This window comes from Pseudoalteromonas fenneropenaei (assembly GCF_042643375.1).
GTDB lineage: Bacteria > Pseudomonadota > Gammaproteobacteria > Enterobacterales > Alteromonadaceae > Pseudoalteromonas > Pseudoalteromonas fenneropenaei.
This window is the reverse complement of the sequence record NZ_JBHRSD010000014.1, coordinates 92,236-109,096: the sequence shown is the minus strand read 5'-3', so window position 1 is coordinate 109,096 and position 16,861 is coordinate 92,236. Positions and strand designations below refer to the sequence as shown.

Genomic DNA, 16,861 nt, shown 5'->3' with positions numbered 1-16,861 from the left:
TCAGACAGATATAAGACAAACTTATGAAAATCCAGCGATTAAGAGAGCTGCGCATTGGAGTCGTAAACCCCCTTTACAGCTAAATGGCAAATACCCTTGTACGCGTTCGCGATTTTTAACTACACTGCCAACCCATTATCAGGAGGAATTGCCATGCAACCGATTGGCTTTGGTCAAGCGACAGGTACGATTGCGGTTTACGTTGAAAAACGTCCCCCCATCGCAAGTTTTAATACAATGACCAGTATTCTGCCGTTACAAACGGGTGAAATTGACTGGATTAACGCACAAGCTGGAAATGGCTGGCGAAAACTGTTTAATGTCTATGCTAAGTTAGTGCAAACATTGGCATTGCCACAGTATCAAGCCTATCGCGATTTAAGCTGGCAACAGTGGCGAGACCAATACTTGCTACAACGATCCGGACAAGAAGCGCTGCTGTTTAGTGCCCCTGATTTAGCCGCTAACCAGTATCTTTATCATATTATTGCGGGGCGCACCTATGGCAAGCAATTGTTGGCAGGGCCTCTTGCTGGTGTTGAGATGGTTTGGCTTGATGAAGAGTTTGCTATCTGCGCCGAACATAGATTGATCATTTGCCCTTATTTTGATTATCGTCAGCTGAGCAATGTAAAAATCTCGTTTTTGTCCGATTTAGTAAAAACTCTAGCACCTGGTGAACATACCCACATTACTTCACAATATTCGCAATAAAGATGGGGCAAATAAGTGAATCACATTAGGCATACATGTCTGATGTGATAGGGGAGGGAGCAGCCAATACCGCAGCAACTTCAAGTAAGAAGGGAATATCTCGATAAGATTTGAGCTAGGCTCTGCTTAGCAACGCTCTATTGCGCCGCCAAGCAGTTTGAAACTATCGAAATAATAGTAAAAGTAAGAGTGACAACCGCAGATCCAAGTACCGCTGATGCCATCGCTCAAAGCGCAAAATATTCTTTCACCCCAGCGAGCACATTCGATACGGCAACCGATGCTAATATCAACCCCATCACTCGGCTAATAACGCTAGCACCGCTATTACCAATAAAACGGTGGATCCAACTTGCGCCTAACATCAGCAACAGTGCAATTGTCAGCACCACTAACATCACCAGAGTCGTTTGCGCTTGCTCCCACAAATTAAAACGATGGTTTTCTGTTAGTAGCACCGCGGCCAACATGGCGCCTGGGCTTGCCAATGAAGGGACGGCTAGGGGAAAAATAGCGGTTTCACTTTCTTTGCCAATTAAACGCAGCTCTTCATCTGGTTTGCTTTCGCCGAAAATCATCGACATCGCAAAAATAAACAACACTAACCCGCCTGCTATCTGAAACGCCAACAAGGGAATATTTAGCGCCGTAAGCAGGATTTCTCCCACTGCGACAAAAAACACCAAAATTAACATTGCCACCAGTGTCGCTTGTACGGCGATTTTCCGCTTAGCTTTGGCAGCAAAACCGTTGGTCACCGCCAAAAATACAGGCACTGTGCCAATTGGATCTATCACCGCAAAAAAGAAAATAAATACCGCAACAAAATCTATCATAGGCAATTCCTGTCGAAGTCTGTGAGATTGAGTATGTAAGTGATTGTCGCATGACGTCACCCATCTTTTCGCATCCGCGCCATGCACCACTATACTAATACTTAAGCACAATTGGCATCAAACGCGGTAATGACATGTTCAAAGCAGCCTGCCAGTGTATCGCAAACGGCTGACCATCAGCTGAATCAATACCGTGATTTTTCATACAAAAACTGACAAGCAAACCGCTTTACGCTAAGGTTAAAGGGAAGCAATGAAACGTATCAGAAACCTTTCCCTCACAGTCGCAATCTTAACTTCACGCAAGGAGTGTCCATGAAAATTCTGGTTGTTGATGACATGCCGTTAATGCGCCATGTATTGATTAACATGCTCAGGAAACTGGACTACAGCGATATAGTCGAAGCCACTGATGGTCAGCAAGCTTTGACTTTGCTAAAACAAACTCCGTTTGAATTAGTCATTACAGATCTGCACATGCCTCGCGTCAACGGGAAAGAATTGGTTGATAAAATACACGCAGATCCACAGCTCGCCCATTTACCCATTATGGTAGTAACTTGCGAAGACAATAAAAAAACCATCCATGAGCTGATCTCAGCCCAAATAGATGGTTTTATTATCAAGCCTTTTTGTTTAACTACCCTACAAAAGCAACTTAAGTATATTAAGGCAAAGCGCGACTCGTTATTGCCGCAAAACCAAGCGCCTGAAAATAAGGCTTAGCAGTGTCAAACCCAGCATTATCAAGCAATTCAGCCAAGCGCATGTTATCAAGTGGATAAAATTCGTGTGTTAAGTTGTGGCGCATACGCTCTACACCCACATCACTCAAGCCTAAGGTTTTGCACACGGTCAGTTGTGCTTCTCGTTCAAAGCCGCTGTGCGGCGCCATTAAATCAGCCAAAAATAATTGCCCACCGACTTTTAGCTGGCTTGCCATCGCGGCGAGTAAATCAGCCTTATCACCATTGTCGGGCAAAAAATGCAGTACTAATAAACACAGCACCGCATCGTATTGTCGTTGTCCCCGCACTAAGGGGGTAGGTAAAAACGTTATCCTATCATCTACTTTTGCCGCAACTGCGGCCTGATGTGCAATCGCCAGCATATCTGCTGAAATATCTTGCGCCACAAACTGCCACTGCGGCTGTTGTGAGGCTAACATCATAAGTTCTTTGCCGGTACCTGCACCCACGACTAAAATTTGCGCCTGCTCTGGTAACAAAACCTGCAACTGCGCTGTAGTAAGCTGATGTAACAACTCATATCCCGGTACTAAGCGGGTAATACGGTTATCATAATGAACAGCTTCTTCAGCTTGAAAAGTTGGCATAACAACTCCTTTTAAGCTTGTTTAATCGTCACTTTCGAGCTGCCACCAGGACGCTTTTGGACATGGATCTGCGTTGCAACTCGCTCTGTCATTTCTGCCACATGGGAGATCACCCCCACTTTACGACCTTGCGCCTGTAAAGCATCTAGCGCATCTAACGCCACACTTAACGTTTGTGGGTCCAAAGTGCCAAATCCTTCATCAATAAATAACGAGCCAATTTTAACTTGCTCTGACGACAACGCCGCCAGTCCTAAGGCCAAAGCCATAGAGACTAAAAACGATTCACCACCTGAGAGCGTGTTAACCGAACGCTGTTCGTCTGCCATATCCCGGTCAATAATAGCGATATCTAAACTGTGGTTAATATGGGTGAGGCGATAACGTCGACTCAATGACTGTAATTGTTGATTGGCATAACTTAATAGCAGTTTTAAGGTTTGCACTTGGGCGAGATTGCGCAGCTTTTTACCCGTTGCATCCCCGAGCAATGAATTGAGCTGCGACCATTGCTCAAACTCAGCTAACATTAGCTTAAGCTTTTCCTGTTGCGCACCAAACTGCGCAACATTTTGCTCGTGGCCGGTCAGCTTGGCTTTTAACGTCACCCATTGTTCCTGCAAGGAATCCATCACCTGCTGCGTTTGCTCAGCCTGTTGTTGTAATTGCACAAGTGTATACTCAGGTTGCAACTGACTGTGCTGCTTTAATTGTTTATCTAGTTGCTGCAATGCGGAATTAGCAGTCAGCAAGTCTTGCTGGAGTTGTTTGGCTTGCTGCAACCATGTCTCTCGGGTGGTATCAGAAAGCGCCAATAATGCCGCCAAATCGCTTTCTTGCAGCTTAGGATATTGCCCTAAAAAGCCATTTAACCAATGTCGGTAGCGGCTGTCGTTTTCTTGCTGCTGGCGCTGATTTTGCAACAGCTGAGTATCAAGATGTTGCAATTGGATACGTTGTTCATCGCGTTGCTTATGTAATTGTTGTGCAGCTTGCTGAATGTCGTCTCGTTGCTGCTGGGCTTGTTTTACTTGTTGCTCTAACTCGCTGAACCATGATTCCACTTCCAATTGCTCGTCAAGTAAGGCTGCTCGACTCTGCTTAAGGGTACCAATCTCCGCTTGCATACGCTGATACTGAGTATCGAGTTGCTGTAATTGCAGGTTCAATTGCTCTGTTTGCTGCATGTTTTGCGTTTGCTGTAGCTGTAATTCTTTGAGCCGCTCGCTGAGGGTATGCTGTGTTTGCTGCCACTGCGCCGCTTGTTGCAATGCGTTTTGCGCCGCATGTAAGTGCTGTTGTGGCGCTGTGTCAAACTGCGACCACCACGGCAGTTCAAGTAGTACTGGGTCAAGCTCTGCTTTTAATGTTATCAGCTCAGCATCAAGTGCTTGCGCTTGTAGCCTAAGGCTATTTAAATTCTGCTCGACTGTCTGTAAACGTTGTTTTGTTGTTTGCCATTGTTCATTGTACTCAGTGAGCAACTGATGCTGATGTTGCTCCTCAGCGATTAAAGCAGACTGTTGCTGTAACTGTTGTTGCTGAGCATTTATCTCATTTTGTAGCTGCTGCCACAGCCCCTTACAGTTAACAAGCGTCAGATCATCCGGTAGCGCAAGTGCATGCTGCAATTCCTTCATTGTCTGCAACACTTGTTGCTGTTGCTGCTTAATGTGCTGCTGTTGCTGGCTAGTTAGACTATGCCGCGTTGTTAAACGTTCGCACAACGCCAGCTTGTCTTGATATCGCTCTTGCGCTTGTTGCTGAGCTTGCTCAGCCGCTTGTAATTGCTGGCCAAAATCTTTCAGTAATGCCAACCAATGAGTATCGATTTGCTCAATCGCGTAGGGGTGATGAGTTGCACCACACACCATACATTCCTCGCCGCTACGCAACTGCGCACGCAATTCGCTGACGCTGGCGCTACTGCGAAAGCGGATCTGTTCTAAATTGCCGCGCGTCAGCACCACACGCTGCTGATGTAATTGCAGTTGCCCTTGGGTATCTTTGAGCTGCAACTTGGCAGCCTCTAGCTGCATTAACAGTTGCTTGCTTTCGCTCTCGTATTCTAATGCTTGCTCGGCCAATTGCTCCTTCGTTTGCAGCTGGTGCAGCAGCCCTTGCAGTTGTTGCGAACGCTGTTGCAACGCACTGACATCAGCAGCTTTGAGCGCAGCTTGGAGTGTCTGTAACTGGTTTTGTAACCTTATGACAGTTTGCTGCTGGTGTTGCCATTGTGTCTGTTGTTGCTGAGCATGCTGTGCCAAAGTGCTTTGCTCAGCCTGTCGATGCGCAAATTCCTGCTGATTGTCTGCCAACATTTCCAATAACTGTTGTAAACGTACTAAACGTACCCGCACACCTGACCACTCTGGCAGTAACTTTAAATACGGCGCATGTGTCGGTTGCTGTGCTGCATTTTGTCGCTGTGCTGCGAGCAGTTCAGCTTGTGAAGAGCGATCTGTATCTTGCTTTTGTTTACAAACCTCGAGCTGTTGCTGCATCGAGAGTCTTTGCGCCGCGAGATTCCCAGCTAATGCCTGCTGCTGGCCGATTTGCGCTTCAAGTTGGCGCAACTTGTGCACTACAGGTTTAGCTTGTTGTAGGCGATTATCATGTTGTTTGAACAGCTCAATAGCTTGCTGTAACTCAAGTTCACAGGCCTGCAGTGCCGCGTCATGGTCAAGCGCTTGTAATTGCGTTTTAGCTGCATGCCATTGCTGTGCAGATGCCGCTAGTTGCTTAGCTTGCGCGCGATTATCAGCAATAGTTTGCGCCGCAGCGCTTTGCTCTGCGGTCATAAAATCTTGTTGCCGCTCGGCGTAGTGTTGTTGTAGTTGGCTCAGCTGTTGCGCCAGCTCACTACGCTCTTGCTGCCATTGCTGTTGTTGCACATACCAACTTTGTTGGTTCCCCAATTTGGCCTGTTGTTGCTGTAGCGATGTACGCTGCTCGCCAAGCTCCTGCAATGATTGCTGCAATTGTGCCAAGGCTTCATCACTTAACAGCTCAAAATCACCTAATCTGAGCTGCTGTGCAGCCAAAGCTTGCTCGTAATGTTTATGGCGGGCAAAGATGGCTTGGCCGATTTGGCTGAATTGTTCCGTACCCGTTAAACATTCCAATAACTGTGCGCGCTCATCTGCACTGGCGCGTAAAAATGCCGCGAATTCATGCTGGGCTAGCAATACGGCGCGAGTAAACTGCTCGAAGTTCAGCCCGAGTACCTGCTCATTCTGTTTCACTACCTGCACTGAGCCCTCAACGAGCAACTGTCCGTCCGCATCAAAGAGCTGCTGAGTGGCGGCTTTCAATTTACCATCTAACTTACCACGGGCACGCCCGACACTCCACACGGCGCTGTAACACTTACCATCGTTACCTTCGAATACCACTTTACAGCTGGCTTCAGCGCTACCGCGACGCAGCAAGTGGCGTGGGTCGTTTAGCTTAATATCGTCGCCGTTAAATACCACCTTCTGTTTTTGGTCGTTACGTAGTCGTGCAGTTTTACCGTATAGTGCCAAACAAATGGCATCCAGAATGGTACTTTTACCTGCACCGGTATCACCAGTAATAGCAAAGAGCCCCGCATCGGCTAATGGTGCTTTGGTAAAGTCAATTTCAGCTTCAGGGATGGAAGCAAGGTTTTTAATGACAATCGCGAGCAGTTTCATAGCGACTCCTCCGCCAGTTCTGTTATCACTTGCGCCAATAGCTGTTGTAAGGATTCAGGCGCCAACGCATCGCTTTGCTGATGCTGGCGATAGGCTATGTCGAGCAACTGCGCGGGGGTAATTGCTGCGCTAGTGAAGTGTTCATCAAGCTCTGCTGAGCTTGACTCTGCGCTTTGTCGTGCCACCCGTTCAATTCCGCAAAATTGCACATCCAAATGACTCATCGCCGCTTCAATACGAGCTCGAAAATGCGGATCGGTCTCTCTCGCGTCGAGGCGTAATCTTAGATAATTACCGGCGTTAGCTTCATCTAGCTTAAGCATTTCAAGCGTATTACAGAGTTCATCAAGCATCATAGCGCCTTGCTCCGGCACTAGATAAAGCCCCTTAGTACGAGGTACGTAAAGGGGCTTTACAGCATGTAGCTGCGCGCCAGAAAACGTCGCAAGCAGCACTTGATGCTGATAGTGGCGTTCAGCAAACGACATGGGTAAAGGCGTGCCGCTGTAGCGAATATGTTCCGTCTTCGCTACACGCTGAGCTTTATGCAAATGTCCGAGCGCAACGTAATTAGCCTCTGGAGGGAAAACACTGGCATTGATTGCGTCATAACCACCTATGGTGATATTACGCTCTGAGTCTTGGCTGATGTCCCCGCCTTTGGCATGTAGGTGTCCCATTACCAATAGAGGAATATCCGGTGAAGCATGATATTGCTCTAGAGCTTGTTGATACGCCGCGGCTACAGCTTGCTGATAGTGGCTGTCGCCATCACCACAATGCAAATCACTTGGGCGTAAAAACGGCATGCCCAAAACCATAGCAGTGCCATTTGGAGTGTCTAGCTGAATAAGTGCTGAGTCGGGTTGGGCTTTATTAAAGCGACCTATAACATGGGTATCAAAATGGCGCAGTAAGGGTTTGGCAGTTTCAATGCGCGCGGCAGAGTCATGGTTGCCGGCGATAATGACGATGTGTAGGGCAGGGCATGCAATTTTTGCATCGCGAACAAATTCATAGAGCAGTTGTTCAGCTTGCGCAGGAGGCGTTGCAGTGTGGTAGATATCGCCACTGACTAACAGAATATCAACGGCTTCAGTGCTTAATACTGATACCAGCCAGGCCAGAAAGGCTTGTTGCTCTGCTGCTCGAGAATGTTCGTAAAACTGTTGTCCTAAGTGCCAATCCGATGTGTGCAATACCCTCATTGCGCGTTCCCTGAAATACCATAGAACGCTTAGTGTACACTGACTCGTTCGTCAGGTTAACGGGTTAATTGCATCCACGCAAAAATCACTAACGGTACTACTAGAATTAACGCAACGGCAGGCGCTTTGAAGGTTTTAGTTTGTCTAGTCTGTAGCGACTTTAAAGCGGATTGCTCATTACAGGCGGCCACTTTGTCAACATAGGAAAAGCCTTGTTCTAAGTACTGCTTACAGTTTTGCTCATCCGCAGGGATGGCGATGATCTCTTGTTGCTTTTTTAGTATGTAGAAATCCATACTGCTCACCACATTTGTTTTAGAAAAACGGGTATCAATACCGAGCAAAACCAGCGCCAGTTTTACTCAAAATTAAAAAAGTGGGCGATTCTAAAGATAAAACGGTACAAATATCAACATAAAAACCTATTTTATTTATTTATTTGCAAAATACCCCTCATAAACTGATGAAATATTCTTCAATTTTAAGTGCTTCGCCACATCATATAAGAAAGAGAACAATCAACAGCAGTGCAGCGCAGCAATTGGCATGCACTACCGTTGCGTTAGAATTTTGACACCTATTCCATCATCTCATCTAACTGTGGGTTAGTCGCTAAACGATTGCGTGTCGTTAACACATTTGCAATGGTGCCAGCTGGGCTTTCGCCATTTGTTCATGGATAAAATATAATAATGAAAAAAATCATCACACTGCTTTCACTGTGTATGCCTTTGTTGGCAAGTGCCAGTGCCGTACAGCAAACAAAAGGGAACTTTGTTGACAAATTCCGTCAACTTGACGAAATATTGCCAACACCCAATGTCTACAGAAGTGCAGCCGGCGAACCCGGTGAACACTATTGGCAACAACAAGTTGACTATAATATTGCGGTTAAATTAGACGAACAGCAAAGACGCCTGCAAGGTTCGCAAACCATCAGTTATAAGAACAATTCCCCACATACCCTTAAATATCTGTGGTTACAGTTAGATCAGAATATTTTTAAAAGTGATTCACTGGCTGAACGCAGTAAAAGCTTTGATCAAACCTTGCAACCAGAGCCTAAGGCCAAAGCCGCTAAGCTAAGCCTTGACCAGTTGCGCCGCCAGCAATTTATGTCCGACAATCAACTCGGCTACGAAATTGCTAATGTTAAAGACAAAAATGGTAAAGCGTTAACAATCACTATTGTAGATACGCTGATGCGAGTGGATTTAAACGAGCCGCTTAAACCCGGTAAAACCCTATCGTTTGATATGGATTTTGCTTTTAATATTGTCGAGGAAGATGCCGTTGGTGCACGTTCTGGTTACGAACACTTTGAAAAAGACGGCAATGACATCTTTTTGTTAGCCCAGTGGTTCCCGCGCTTGGCCGCTTATACTGACTATGAGGCCTGGACCAACAAGGCTTTTCTCGGCAGTGGTGAATTTACCTTAGAGTTTGGTAATTATGAGGTGGCTATCACAGTGCCTGCAGATCACATTGTGTCCGCGACTGGGGAGTTGACCAATGCCGATAAAGTGCTGAGCAAAACCCAACTCAAACGCTTAAAAGAAGCGCAAGATGCCAAACGCCCAGTATTTATCGTGACCGAGGAAGAGGCGCTCGAAAACGAAAAAGAAGGTACCAGAGAGAGTAAAACTTGGCACTTTAAAGCAGACAATGTGCGCGATTTTGCTTGGGCATCGTCGCGTAAATTTATTTGGGATGCCAAAGGCTACCATCAGGGCGGCAAAGAGCAACCACTGGTGATGGCGATGTCGTTTTATCCTAAAGAAGGTGGCGACCTTTGGAAAAAGTATTCCACTGAATCTGTGATCCATACCATGGAAGTGTATTCACGCTACTCGTTTGACTACCCTTACCCAGTTGCGCAATCGGTGAATGGCCCAGTCGGTGGGATGGAATACCCGATGATCACCTTCAATGGCCCGCGCACTAAATTGCAAGACGATGGTAGCCGCACTTATTCGCTGGCAGAAAAGCGTTTTCTGATAGGCGTAGTGATCCATGAAGTAGGGCATATTTACTTCCCAATGATAGTTAATTCCGACGAGCGGCAATGGACTTGGATGGACGAGGGGCTGAACAGCTTCTTAGATGGCGTTGCTGGCCGCGAATGGGATCCAAATATTCCGTGGGGCGTGGAGCCGCGAGATGTGGTGGCCTATATGAAGTCTGACAGCCAAGTGCCGATTATGACACAATCAGACAGCGTGCTGCATTTAGGACCAAATGCCTATACAAAACCCGCTGTTGCCTTAAATATTTTACGTGAAGTGATTTTAGGCCGCGAGTTGTTCGATTTTGCATTTAAAGAATATGCAACACGATGGAAATACAAACGCCCAACACCGGCTGATTTTTTCCGTACTATGGAAGAAGCATCGGGGGTTGACCTCGATTGGTTCTGGCGCGGCTGGTTTTACACTACAGATCACGTTGATATCTCTATTGACCGGGTATATCAGTTAAGACTCGACACCACCAACCCAGATATAGATTATGGACGCCTGCGCGAAATTGAAAAAAACAAACCCATGCCGCTGTTTGTGGAGCGCAACCGTGAAGAAGGGAAAACACTATGGATAGACAAAAATCCTGACGTAAAAGACTTTTATGATGATAACGATCAGTTTACCGTCACCAACAAAGAGCGCAATAAGTACCAAATGTTCTTAAAAGATTTAGAACCTTGGGAACGCAAAGTGTTAGATAGAGCCGTCGCCGAAGACAAAAACTATTACGTCTTTGAATTCAGCAACAAAGGCGGCTTAGTGATGCCTATTTTGCTTGAGTTGACTTATCAAGATGGTAGCAAAGAAAACCGCGTGCTCCCTGCAGAGATTTGGCGCCGCAGTCCAAAACAAGTCAGCAAACTTATCATTACCGATAAAGACAAGCCGCTACAATCTATCGTGGTAGACCCACGCTGGGAGACCGCAGATGTGGATGTGGAAAATAATCACTATCCACGTCGTATTATTGAGTCACGAATTGAAACCTTTAAACGCGAAAAAAGTAAAGATAAAGTGAACCGTGATATCATGCAGGATATTAAAACGGAACTGAAAGACCCTAATGATAAAACCGAAGAAAAATCAGGTAAGAAGGAGCAACAACCTTGATTACTAGGCTTGTCGCGACGGTCTTATTGCTCAGTGCCAGCACCCAAGTGCTGGCACACCAGCTAAAAGCCGCAGTGAGCACTGTACTGTTTAATACCCGCAGCGGCCAGATTGAACTGATGCACCGTTTTTATCTTCATGATACTGAACATGCCGTCGAAATGTTGTTTGGTGGTCAAGCAGATATTTTCAATAATCGGGCGGATCAGGAAAAGTTTGCCAAATACGTACAAAAACGTATTGCGCTCAACATTAATGGTGAAGACATCGACCTCAGGCCTATCGGTTATGAACTTGATGGAAAGTTTCTTTGGGTTTACCAAGAAACCTCCCTAATTGCTGCGGTCCACACCATCAAAATGCGCCATGATGCGCTGCGAGACCTATGGCCCGCACAGATCAATTTGGTCAATTTTGAAGGGTTAGGCGAGCTGGCAAACGGCAAGGTTCGAACTTTAACCTTTGATAACGATGACAGCTGGTTAGAACTTAAGTTTTAAATATTTCCCCAACCAACGCGTGTTGCAGTCAGGCCTCGGATCACAGCATAATAAACTCCCCGATGACCTATAAAACACGCGTTTTTATTTATGCTAAAGCCTAATTACCAAGGTGTCATATTCGATCTCGACGGCACGCTGATGTCATCTCAACTGGACTTCCAAGCTATCCGCAACGCCATTGGCTGTCCGCCGCAGGTGGATATTCTCGCTTTTGTAGCAGCTGGCGGGTCACATAGTGCCCGTTTACTGGCAAAAGTCGTGGACTTTGAACTAGCGGATGCAGAACAAGCTAGCGTGTTGGATGGTGTGTTAGACACGCTCGACCACTTTAGTGCGCTAAAACTACCAATGGCGATTGTAACCCGTAATTGTCGCGCCGCCAGCGAGCTAAAACTCGCTAGAGGCAAGTTGCCTATCTCTTTACTGCTCAGCCGCGAAGATGCACCAGCCAAGCCAGATCCAACTGCGTTACTACAGGTAGCCTCACAATGGCAACTGTGCCCAACGCAATGTCTCTATGTTGGCGATTATCTTTATGACATTCAAGCGGCCAGCAATGCCAAGATGGCAAGTTGCCTCTACGCCCCTGAAGAAATGCCGGATTATGCGCATCTTGCAGATTGGCGGATCAGCGATTTTCGACAATTAATTTCGATTGTCGCCTCTGGAGTATAAAACGACTATAGCCCTTAAGCGTTTGTCTTGTTAAAATCTCGCTAATTCAATTAAATCGGCAATAGAGAATTTAAGATGGGCAGAGCATTTGAAGTCCGCAAGAACGCCATGGCAAAAACGGCAGCGGCAAAAACCAAAGTAAACTCAAAATACGGAAAAGAAATTTACGTGGTGGCAAAAAACGGCAGCCCAGATCCAGAGACTAACTTGTCACTTCGTCGTTTGATTGATAAAGCTAAAAAAGACCAAGTTCCTGCTCACGTTATCGAAAAAGCCATTGAGAAAGCGGCTGGCGGCGCAGGTGAAGATTACTCACCAGCACGTTACGAAGGTTATGGCCCAGGTAACTGTATGGTTATCGTTGACTGTTTGACTGACAACCCGAACCGAACCATCAAAGACGTCCGCTTACCTTTTACCAAAACAGACTCTAAAATTGGTAACCCAGGTTGTGTAGCGCACATGTTTGATCACTTCGCGATTTTAGGCTTTGAAGGCAACGATGACGAAGCGGTACTTGAAGCCTTGATGATGGCAGACGTGGATGTTACTGACGTGGAAGTGGAAGACGGTCATGTTTCAGTATTTGCGCCGCACACTGAATACTTCAAAACCAAAACGGCACTGACTGAAGCATTCCCAGATATCACCTTTGATGTTGATGAAATCACTTTCGTGCCACAAACCCATATTGAAATCAGCGACCCTGAAGTGATCGCCAACTTTGATAAATTTATCAATATGCTAGAAGATTGTGATGACGTCCAAAACGTTTACCACAATGCGATTGTGATCCGCTAAGTATCCGCAAATTAATCATAAAAGGAGCTACGGCTCCTTTTTTATTACCTTGCGTAAAGCCCCTTTACAGCTCAGAGTCAGACATTGTTCGCATTCCATTCTGCGTAAAATTCACTTAAAGTTAAGCCAAATTTTTTATCTTGAGTACTATTCCACACTGGAGTCTTGGTTTGCAGATCCCACAAAAACCCCTGCAGGAAGATTTACGCCTAGCAACACTAAAAGGCCTCGGATTATTAGACAGCAAGCCGGAGGAGCGCTTTGACCGAGTCACACGCATAGCCAAACGCTTATTTGATGTGCCGATAGTGCTCGTCAGCCTAATTGATGACGAAAGACAGTGGTTTAAATCCTGTGTTGGTCTAGATGTGCAGGAAACCTCAAGGGATATCTCGTTTTGTGGCCATGCTATTCTCGGTGATGAGGTTTTCGTGGTTAACAACGCCTTAGAAGACGCACGTTTTGCCGACAACCCTTTAGTGCTGCAAGCACCCAGCATTCGCTTTTATGCTGGGTGCCCAATTCAAGCTGAAAATGGTCAAAAGCTCGGTACTTTATGTTTAATCGATAGCCGCCCACGTTTCTTGCCTGAAGAGGATATATTACTGCTCAAAGATCTCGCAGCGATTATAGAACACGAGATCATCGCTTACCACTTAGCCACCCAAGATGAGTTAACACACCTTAGTAATCGACGCGGCTTTCTGTCGCTTGGTCAATATGCGTTAGAGTTATGCCAACGGCAAAATTTCCCCGCCAGTATCGTGTTTTTCGATTTAGATGGATTGAAAGCGGTCAATGATCAGTTTGGTCACGAGATGGGCGATAATGTGCTGCGTTTCTTTGCTGCTCACCTAAAAAATTGTACAAGGCGCTCTGATCTGTTGGCCCGCTTAGGGGGAGATGAGTTTGTAATGCTGTTGATAAACGAGGATCAACAGTATGCGACTGCCTTGGTTGAGCAATTTGCACTATCGTTGAATGCCGCAGAAAATAGTGCGCATTTGCCATGCAAAGTAAAATTTTCAAGTGGTATTGTGCACTTCGATGGCTCAAACCATTGCGAACTGACTGAGCTGATAGCCGCAGCCGACAAAAAAATGTACGTCAGCAAAAAAGCCAAAAAGCGACTGTCATGAGTATTCAAGGCGTTAATCATATCACGCTAACCGTCAGCAATTTAGACAGAGCGCTACACTTTTATTGCCAAGTATTAGGCTTCAAAGCAGAAGTAAAATGGGCAAAAGGCGCTTATTTATCAGCGCCAAATGTATGGTTGTGTTTAAATTTGGGTGAACCACAACCCGCTCAAGATTACAGTCATATCGCCTTTAGTGCCTCAATTACGACTATCGATAAGCTCAAACAACAATTATCGCCAGACCAGCTCTGGCAAGACAACCGCAGTGAAGGAGCATCACTGTACCTGCTCGACCCTGACGGCCACAAGCTGGAATTACATCATAGTAGCCTCAGCTCTCGGCTTGCTGCGCTAAGCATAAAACCCTATCAAGATCTTGAGTGGTTGTAACTCCTATAAACCAGTTCGTATTGATGTTTAATTTACTGTCACAATGGGCATTTCGCTTTGCGATAAAAAAGCCTGATCATTATCAGGCTTGGCTTTGAACGACACAACAATTAAGCACGTTGCTGCTTATAGCGCAGCCGATAAGCATGTAACAAAGGTTCAGTGTAGCCATTGGGCTGGGTAGTGCCTTCAAACACCAGCGCAAGTGCCGCTTGATAGGCAAGGTTTTGCGCTAATGACGCGCTACTCTCAGCCATGGCATGGTAATGAGGATCATGCTGATTTTGACCATCAACGACCTTGGCCATGCGTGCAAAAGTCGCTTCAACTTGGGCTTTGGTACAAATGCCGTGAAATAGCCAGTTTGCGATATGTTGGCTAGAGATCCGAAGCGTAGCTCGGTCTTCCATCAAGCCAATATGGTTAATATCTGGCACTTTCGAACAGCCGATACCTTGATCTATCCAACGTACCACATACCCTAAAATACCTTGCGCGTTGTTGTCTAACTCAGCCTGAATGTCTTCTCGAGACAGACTTTGATTTCGCAGTAGCGGCGGAGTTAATAGTGCATCAAGCGCAGCTTGCTGACGCGTTTGCAGCGCAGCTTGTACGGCAAACACATCAACTTGATGATAATGTAGCGCGTGTAAGGTTGCGGCGGTAGGAGAGGGCACCCAAGCGGTATTTGCTCCCGCTTTAGGATGGGCAATTTTTTGCAGCATCATGTCTGCCAATTTATCAGGAATAGGCCACATCCCTTTGCCAATTTGTGCTTTACCGCTAAAACCACAGGCTAGACCAATATCCACGTTGCTATCTTCATAAGCTTGGATCCACGGCTGGGTTTTGATCTGCGCTTTTGGTAGCACCGGCCCCGCCAGCATAGACGTGTGGATCTCATCACCAGTACGGTCTAAAAAGCCAGTATTAATAAATACCACACGGGCACGTGCAGCATAAATACAGGCTTTAAGATTGACCGAAGTACGCCGCTCTTCATCCATGATCCCAAGCTTTAAAGTATTGTGTGGCAAACTTAACGCCGCTTCCACTTGGCTAAACAATTTCACCGTAAAAGCGACTTCTGCCGGGCCATGCATCTTAGGTTTAACAATATTAATACTTGCCGCGCTGGAGTTACGAAACGGACTATTGCCCTGCAAATCGTGCAGCGCCGCGAGCGAAGTCAGCATCGCATCCATGATCCCCTCAAATACAGGCTCACCGTGGGCATCAAGAATTGCAGGGTTGGTCATAAGGTGACCCACATTGCGTACAAACATCATGCTGCGGCCTTTAACCAGCAATCTTTGGCCATCCGGGGCAGTATATTGTTTGTCAGCGTTGAGTGTTCGAGTTGTGCTCTCACCCTGCTTGTCAAACGATTCGCTGAGCGTGCCCTTCATCAATCCTAGCCAGTTACGATAAACCTGAACTTTGTCCGCCGCATCTACCGCCGCAACTGAGTCTTCACAATCCATAATGGTGGTGAGCGCCGCTTCCAGCATCACATCTTTAATACCTGCTTTGTCGCTCTGTCCAACCGGATGGAAAGGGTCAAAGACAATTTCAACGTATAAACCATGATGTTTAAATAACAGAGCAGTAGGGTTCTGCGGTTGCCCCTGAAAGCCAATAAATTGTCTGCTGTCAGCCAATTTCACTTGGCTAGAATCACGCAGTGTAACGACGACCTCATCGCCAAGCACCGCATAATTGCTACTTTCTATATGTGAGCCATGCGCCAACGGTAACATCAAATCGAGCATTTGCCGCGCGTAAGCCATCACTTTAAAACCACGCACTGGATTATATTGTGCGGTGCGCTCCGCGCCATCGGCCTCTGAGAGTACATCGCTGCCATACAAAGCGTCATAGAGAGAGCCCCAACGTGCATTGGCTGCATTCAGCGCAAAACGTGCATTGCTCACTGGCACAACCAATTGCGGCGCTGCCGACAAGGCAATTTCCGGCTCTACGTGTTCAGTCTCGATGTGAAACGTTGGCGGCTCTGGCTGGAGATACCCAATTTGCTCTAAAAATGTCCGATATTCAGCAGCGCTATAGGTCTGGTGGGTACGATGAAAATCATCAATTTGCGCTTGTAGCACATCACGCTGTTGCAACAGTGCACGGTTTTCTGGCGTCAGTTCAACGATAACAGTCGCAAAGCGCTGCCAAAAGTCATCGCGGTGAATGCCAGTACCAGGTAAGGCTTCATCATTAACAAAGTGATAGAGTAGGGGGTCTATTTGTAATCCTGCTTGCTGTACCAAAGCGGCCATGAGCAAATCCTTCACGAGTCTGAACGGGTAACATGTAATAAAAACCATACCGCAAAATTGACAAAAACAAACGCACCAACTCATTCATAAAAAATATACTCACAATAACAAGTATAAATTTAAAAAATCTACAAATCCGGCCTAGTTTAAAAAGCAGGCAA

The 16,861-nt window shown here is 46.3% G+C and carries 14 protein-coding genes; 8 read left to right on the top strand and 6 right to left on the bottom strand.

Annotated elements, in window-relative coordinates:
* Nucleotides 1-153 precede the first annotated feature (153 nt).
* Nucleotides 154-714, top strand: a complete 561-nt coding sequence (locus ACFOEE_RS08675) for a DUF6942 family protein (RefSeq protein WP_377123247.1) — start codon at nucleotides 154-156, stop codon at nucleotides 712-714.
* 227 nt (nucleotides 715-941) lie between these two features.
* On the opposite strand, the gene ACFOEE_RS08670 is transcribed toward ACFOEE_RS08675, so the two are convergent.
* Nucleotides 942-1,550 carry a MarC family protein gene (locus ACFOEE_RS08670; protein WP_377123245.1) on the bottom strand — a complete coding sequence of 203 codons (609 nt, stop codon included), beginning with the start codon at nucleotides 1,548-1,550 and terminating at the stop codon, nucleotides 942-944.
* Nucleotides 1,551-1,865: 315 nt separating this feature from the next.
* Here ACFOEE_RS08670 and ACFOEE_RS08665 point away from each other — a divergent pair, with 315 nt between their 5' ends.
* Entirely contained in the window at nucleotides 1,866-2,276 is a 411-nt protein-coding gene (locus ACFOEE_RS08665) for a response regulator (RefSeq protein WP_377123243.1), read from the top strand.
* On the opposite strand, the gene ACFOEE_RS08660 is transcribed toward ACFOEE_RS08665, so the two are convergent.
* Genes ACFOEE_RS08660 through ACFOEE_RS08645 form a run of 4 tightly spaced genes read right to left on the bottom strand, consistent with a single transcriptional unit; the run spans nucleotide 2,218 to nucleotide 8,067 of the window.
* Nucleotides 2,218-2,886 (bottom strand): class I SAM-dependent methyltransferase, encoded by a 669-nt coding sequence (locus ACFOEE_RS08660; RefSeq protein WP_377123241.1) that lies wholly within the window; start codon nucleotides 2,884-2,886, stop codon nucleotides 2,218-2,220. The genes ACFOEE_RS08665 and ACFOEE_RS08660 overlap by 59 nt on opposite strands.
* A gap of 11 nt (nucleotides 2,887-2,897) precedes the next feature.
* On the bottom strand, nucleotides 2,898-6,563 hold the full coding sequence (locus ACFOEE_RS08655) for an AAA family ATPase (protein ID WP_377123239.1): 3,666 nt from the start codon (nucleotides 6,561-6,563) through the stop codon (nucleotides 2,898-2,900).
* The gene (gene sbcD / locus ACFOEE_RS08650) at nucleotides 6,560-7,771 is read right to left on the bottom strand and encodes an exonuclease subunit SbcD (RefSeq protein ID WP_377123237.1); all 1,212 of its coding nucleotides are present in this window, start codon (nucleotides 7,769-7,771) and stop codon (nucleotides 6,560-6,562) included. Before sbcD ends, ACFOEE_RS08655 begins: the two co-directional genes overlap by 4 nt.
* A gap of 56 nt (nucleotides 7,772-7,827) precedes the next feature.
* On the bottom strand, nucleotides 7,828-8,067 hold the full coding sequence (locus ACFOEE_RS08645; protein WP_377123235.1) for a hypothetical protein: 240 nt from the start codon (nucleotides 8,065-8,067) through the stop codon (nucleotides 7,828-7,830).
* Between the two features lie 396 nt (nucleotides 8,068-8,463).
* Between ACFOEE_RS08645 and ACFOEE_RS08640 the strand changes: the two genes are divergently transcribed.
* The 6 genes from ACFOEE_RS08640 (at nucleotide 8,464) to ACFOEE_RS08615 (ending at nucleotide 14,412) form a co-directional block, all read left to right on the top strand.
* Nucleotides 8,464-10,902: a M1 family metallopeptidase gene (locus tag ACFOEE_RS08640; protein WP_377123233.1), complete on the top strand. Its 2,439-nt coding sequence runs from the start codon at nucleotides 8,464-8,466 to the stop codon at nucleotides 10,900-10,902.
* Entirely contained in the window at nucleotides 10,902-11,402 is a 501-nt protein-coding gene (locus ACFOEE_RS08635; protein WP_377123671.1) for a DUF6702 family protein, read from the top strand. The genes ACFOEE_RS08640 and ACFOEE_RS08635 overlap by 1 nt, the downstream gene beginning before the upstream one ends.
* 90 nt (nucleotides 11,403-11,492) lie before the next feature.
* Complete coding sequence (locus ACFOEE_RS08630; protein WP_377123231.1) at nucleotides 11,493-12,080, top strand: HAD family hydrolase; 588 nt, start codon at nucleotides 11,493-11,495, stop codon at nucleotides 12,078-12,080.
* Nucleotides 12,081-12,155: 75 nt separating this feature from the next.
* On the top strand, nucleotides 12,156-12,881 hold the full coding sequence (locus ACFOEE_RS08625) for a YebC/PmpR family DNA-binding transcriptional regulator (protein ID WP_377123229.1): 726 nt from the start codon (nucleotides 12,156-12,158) through the stop codon (nucleotides 12,879-12,881).
* Nucleotides 12,882-13,051: 170 nt separating this feature from the next.
* The gene (locus tag ACFOEE_RS08620) at nucleotides 13,052-14,020 is read left to right on the top strand and encodes a sensor domain-containing diguanylate cyclase (RefSeq protein WP_377123227.1); all 969 of its coding nucleotides are present in this window, start codon (nucleotides 13,052-13,054) and stop codon (nucleotides 14,018-14,020) included.
* Nucleotides 14,017-14,412, top strand: coding sequence for a VOC family protein (locus ACFOEE_RS08615; protein ID WP_377123225.1), 396 nt, complete (start codon nucleotides 14,017-14,019; stop codon nucleotides 14,410-14,412). Before ACFOEE_RS08620 ends, ACFOEE_RS08615 begins: the two co-directional genes overlap by 4 nt.
* Nucleotides 14,413-14,522: 110 nt before the next feature.
* Here the strand turns inward: ACFOEE_RS08615 and ACFOEE_RS08610 are convergent, their stop codons facing one another.
* The gene (locus ACFOEE_RS08610; protein WP_377123223.1) at nucleotides 14,523-16,700 is read right to left on the bottom strand and encodes a malate synthase G; all 2,178 of its coding nucleotides are present in this window, start codon (nucleotides 16,698-16,700) and stop codon (nucleotides 14,523-14,525) included.
* Nucleotides 16,701-16,861 lie beyond the last annotated feature (161 nt).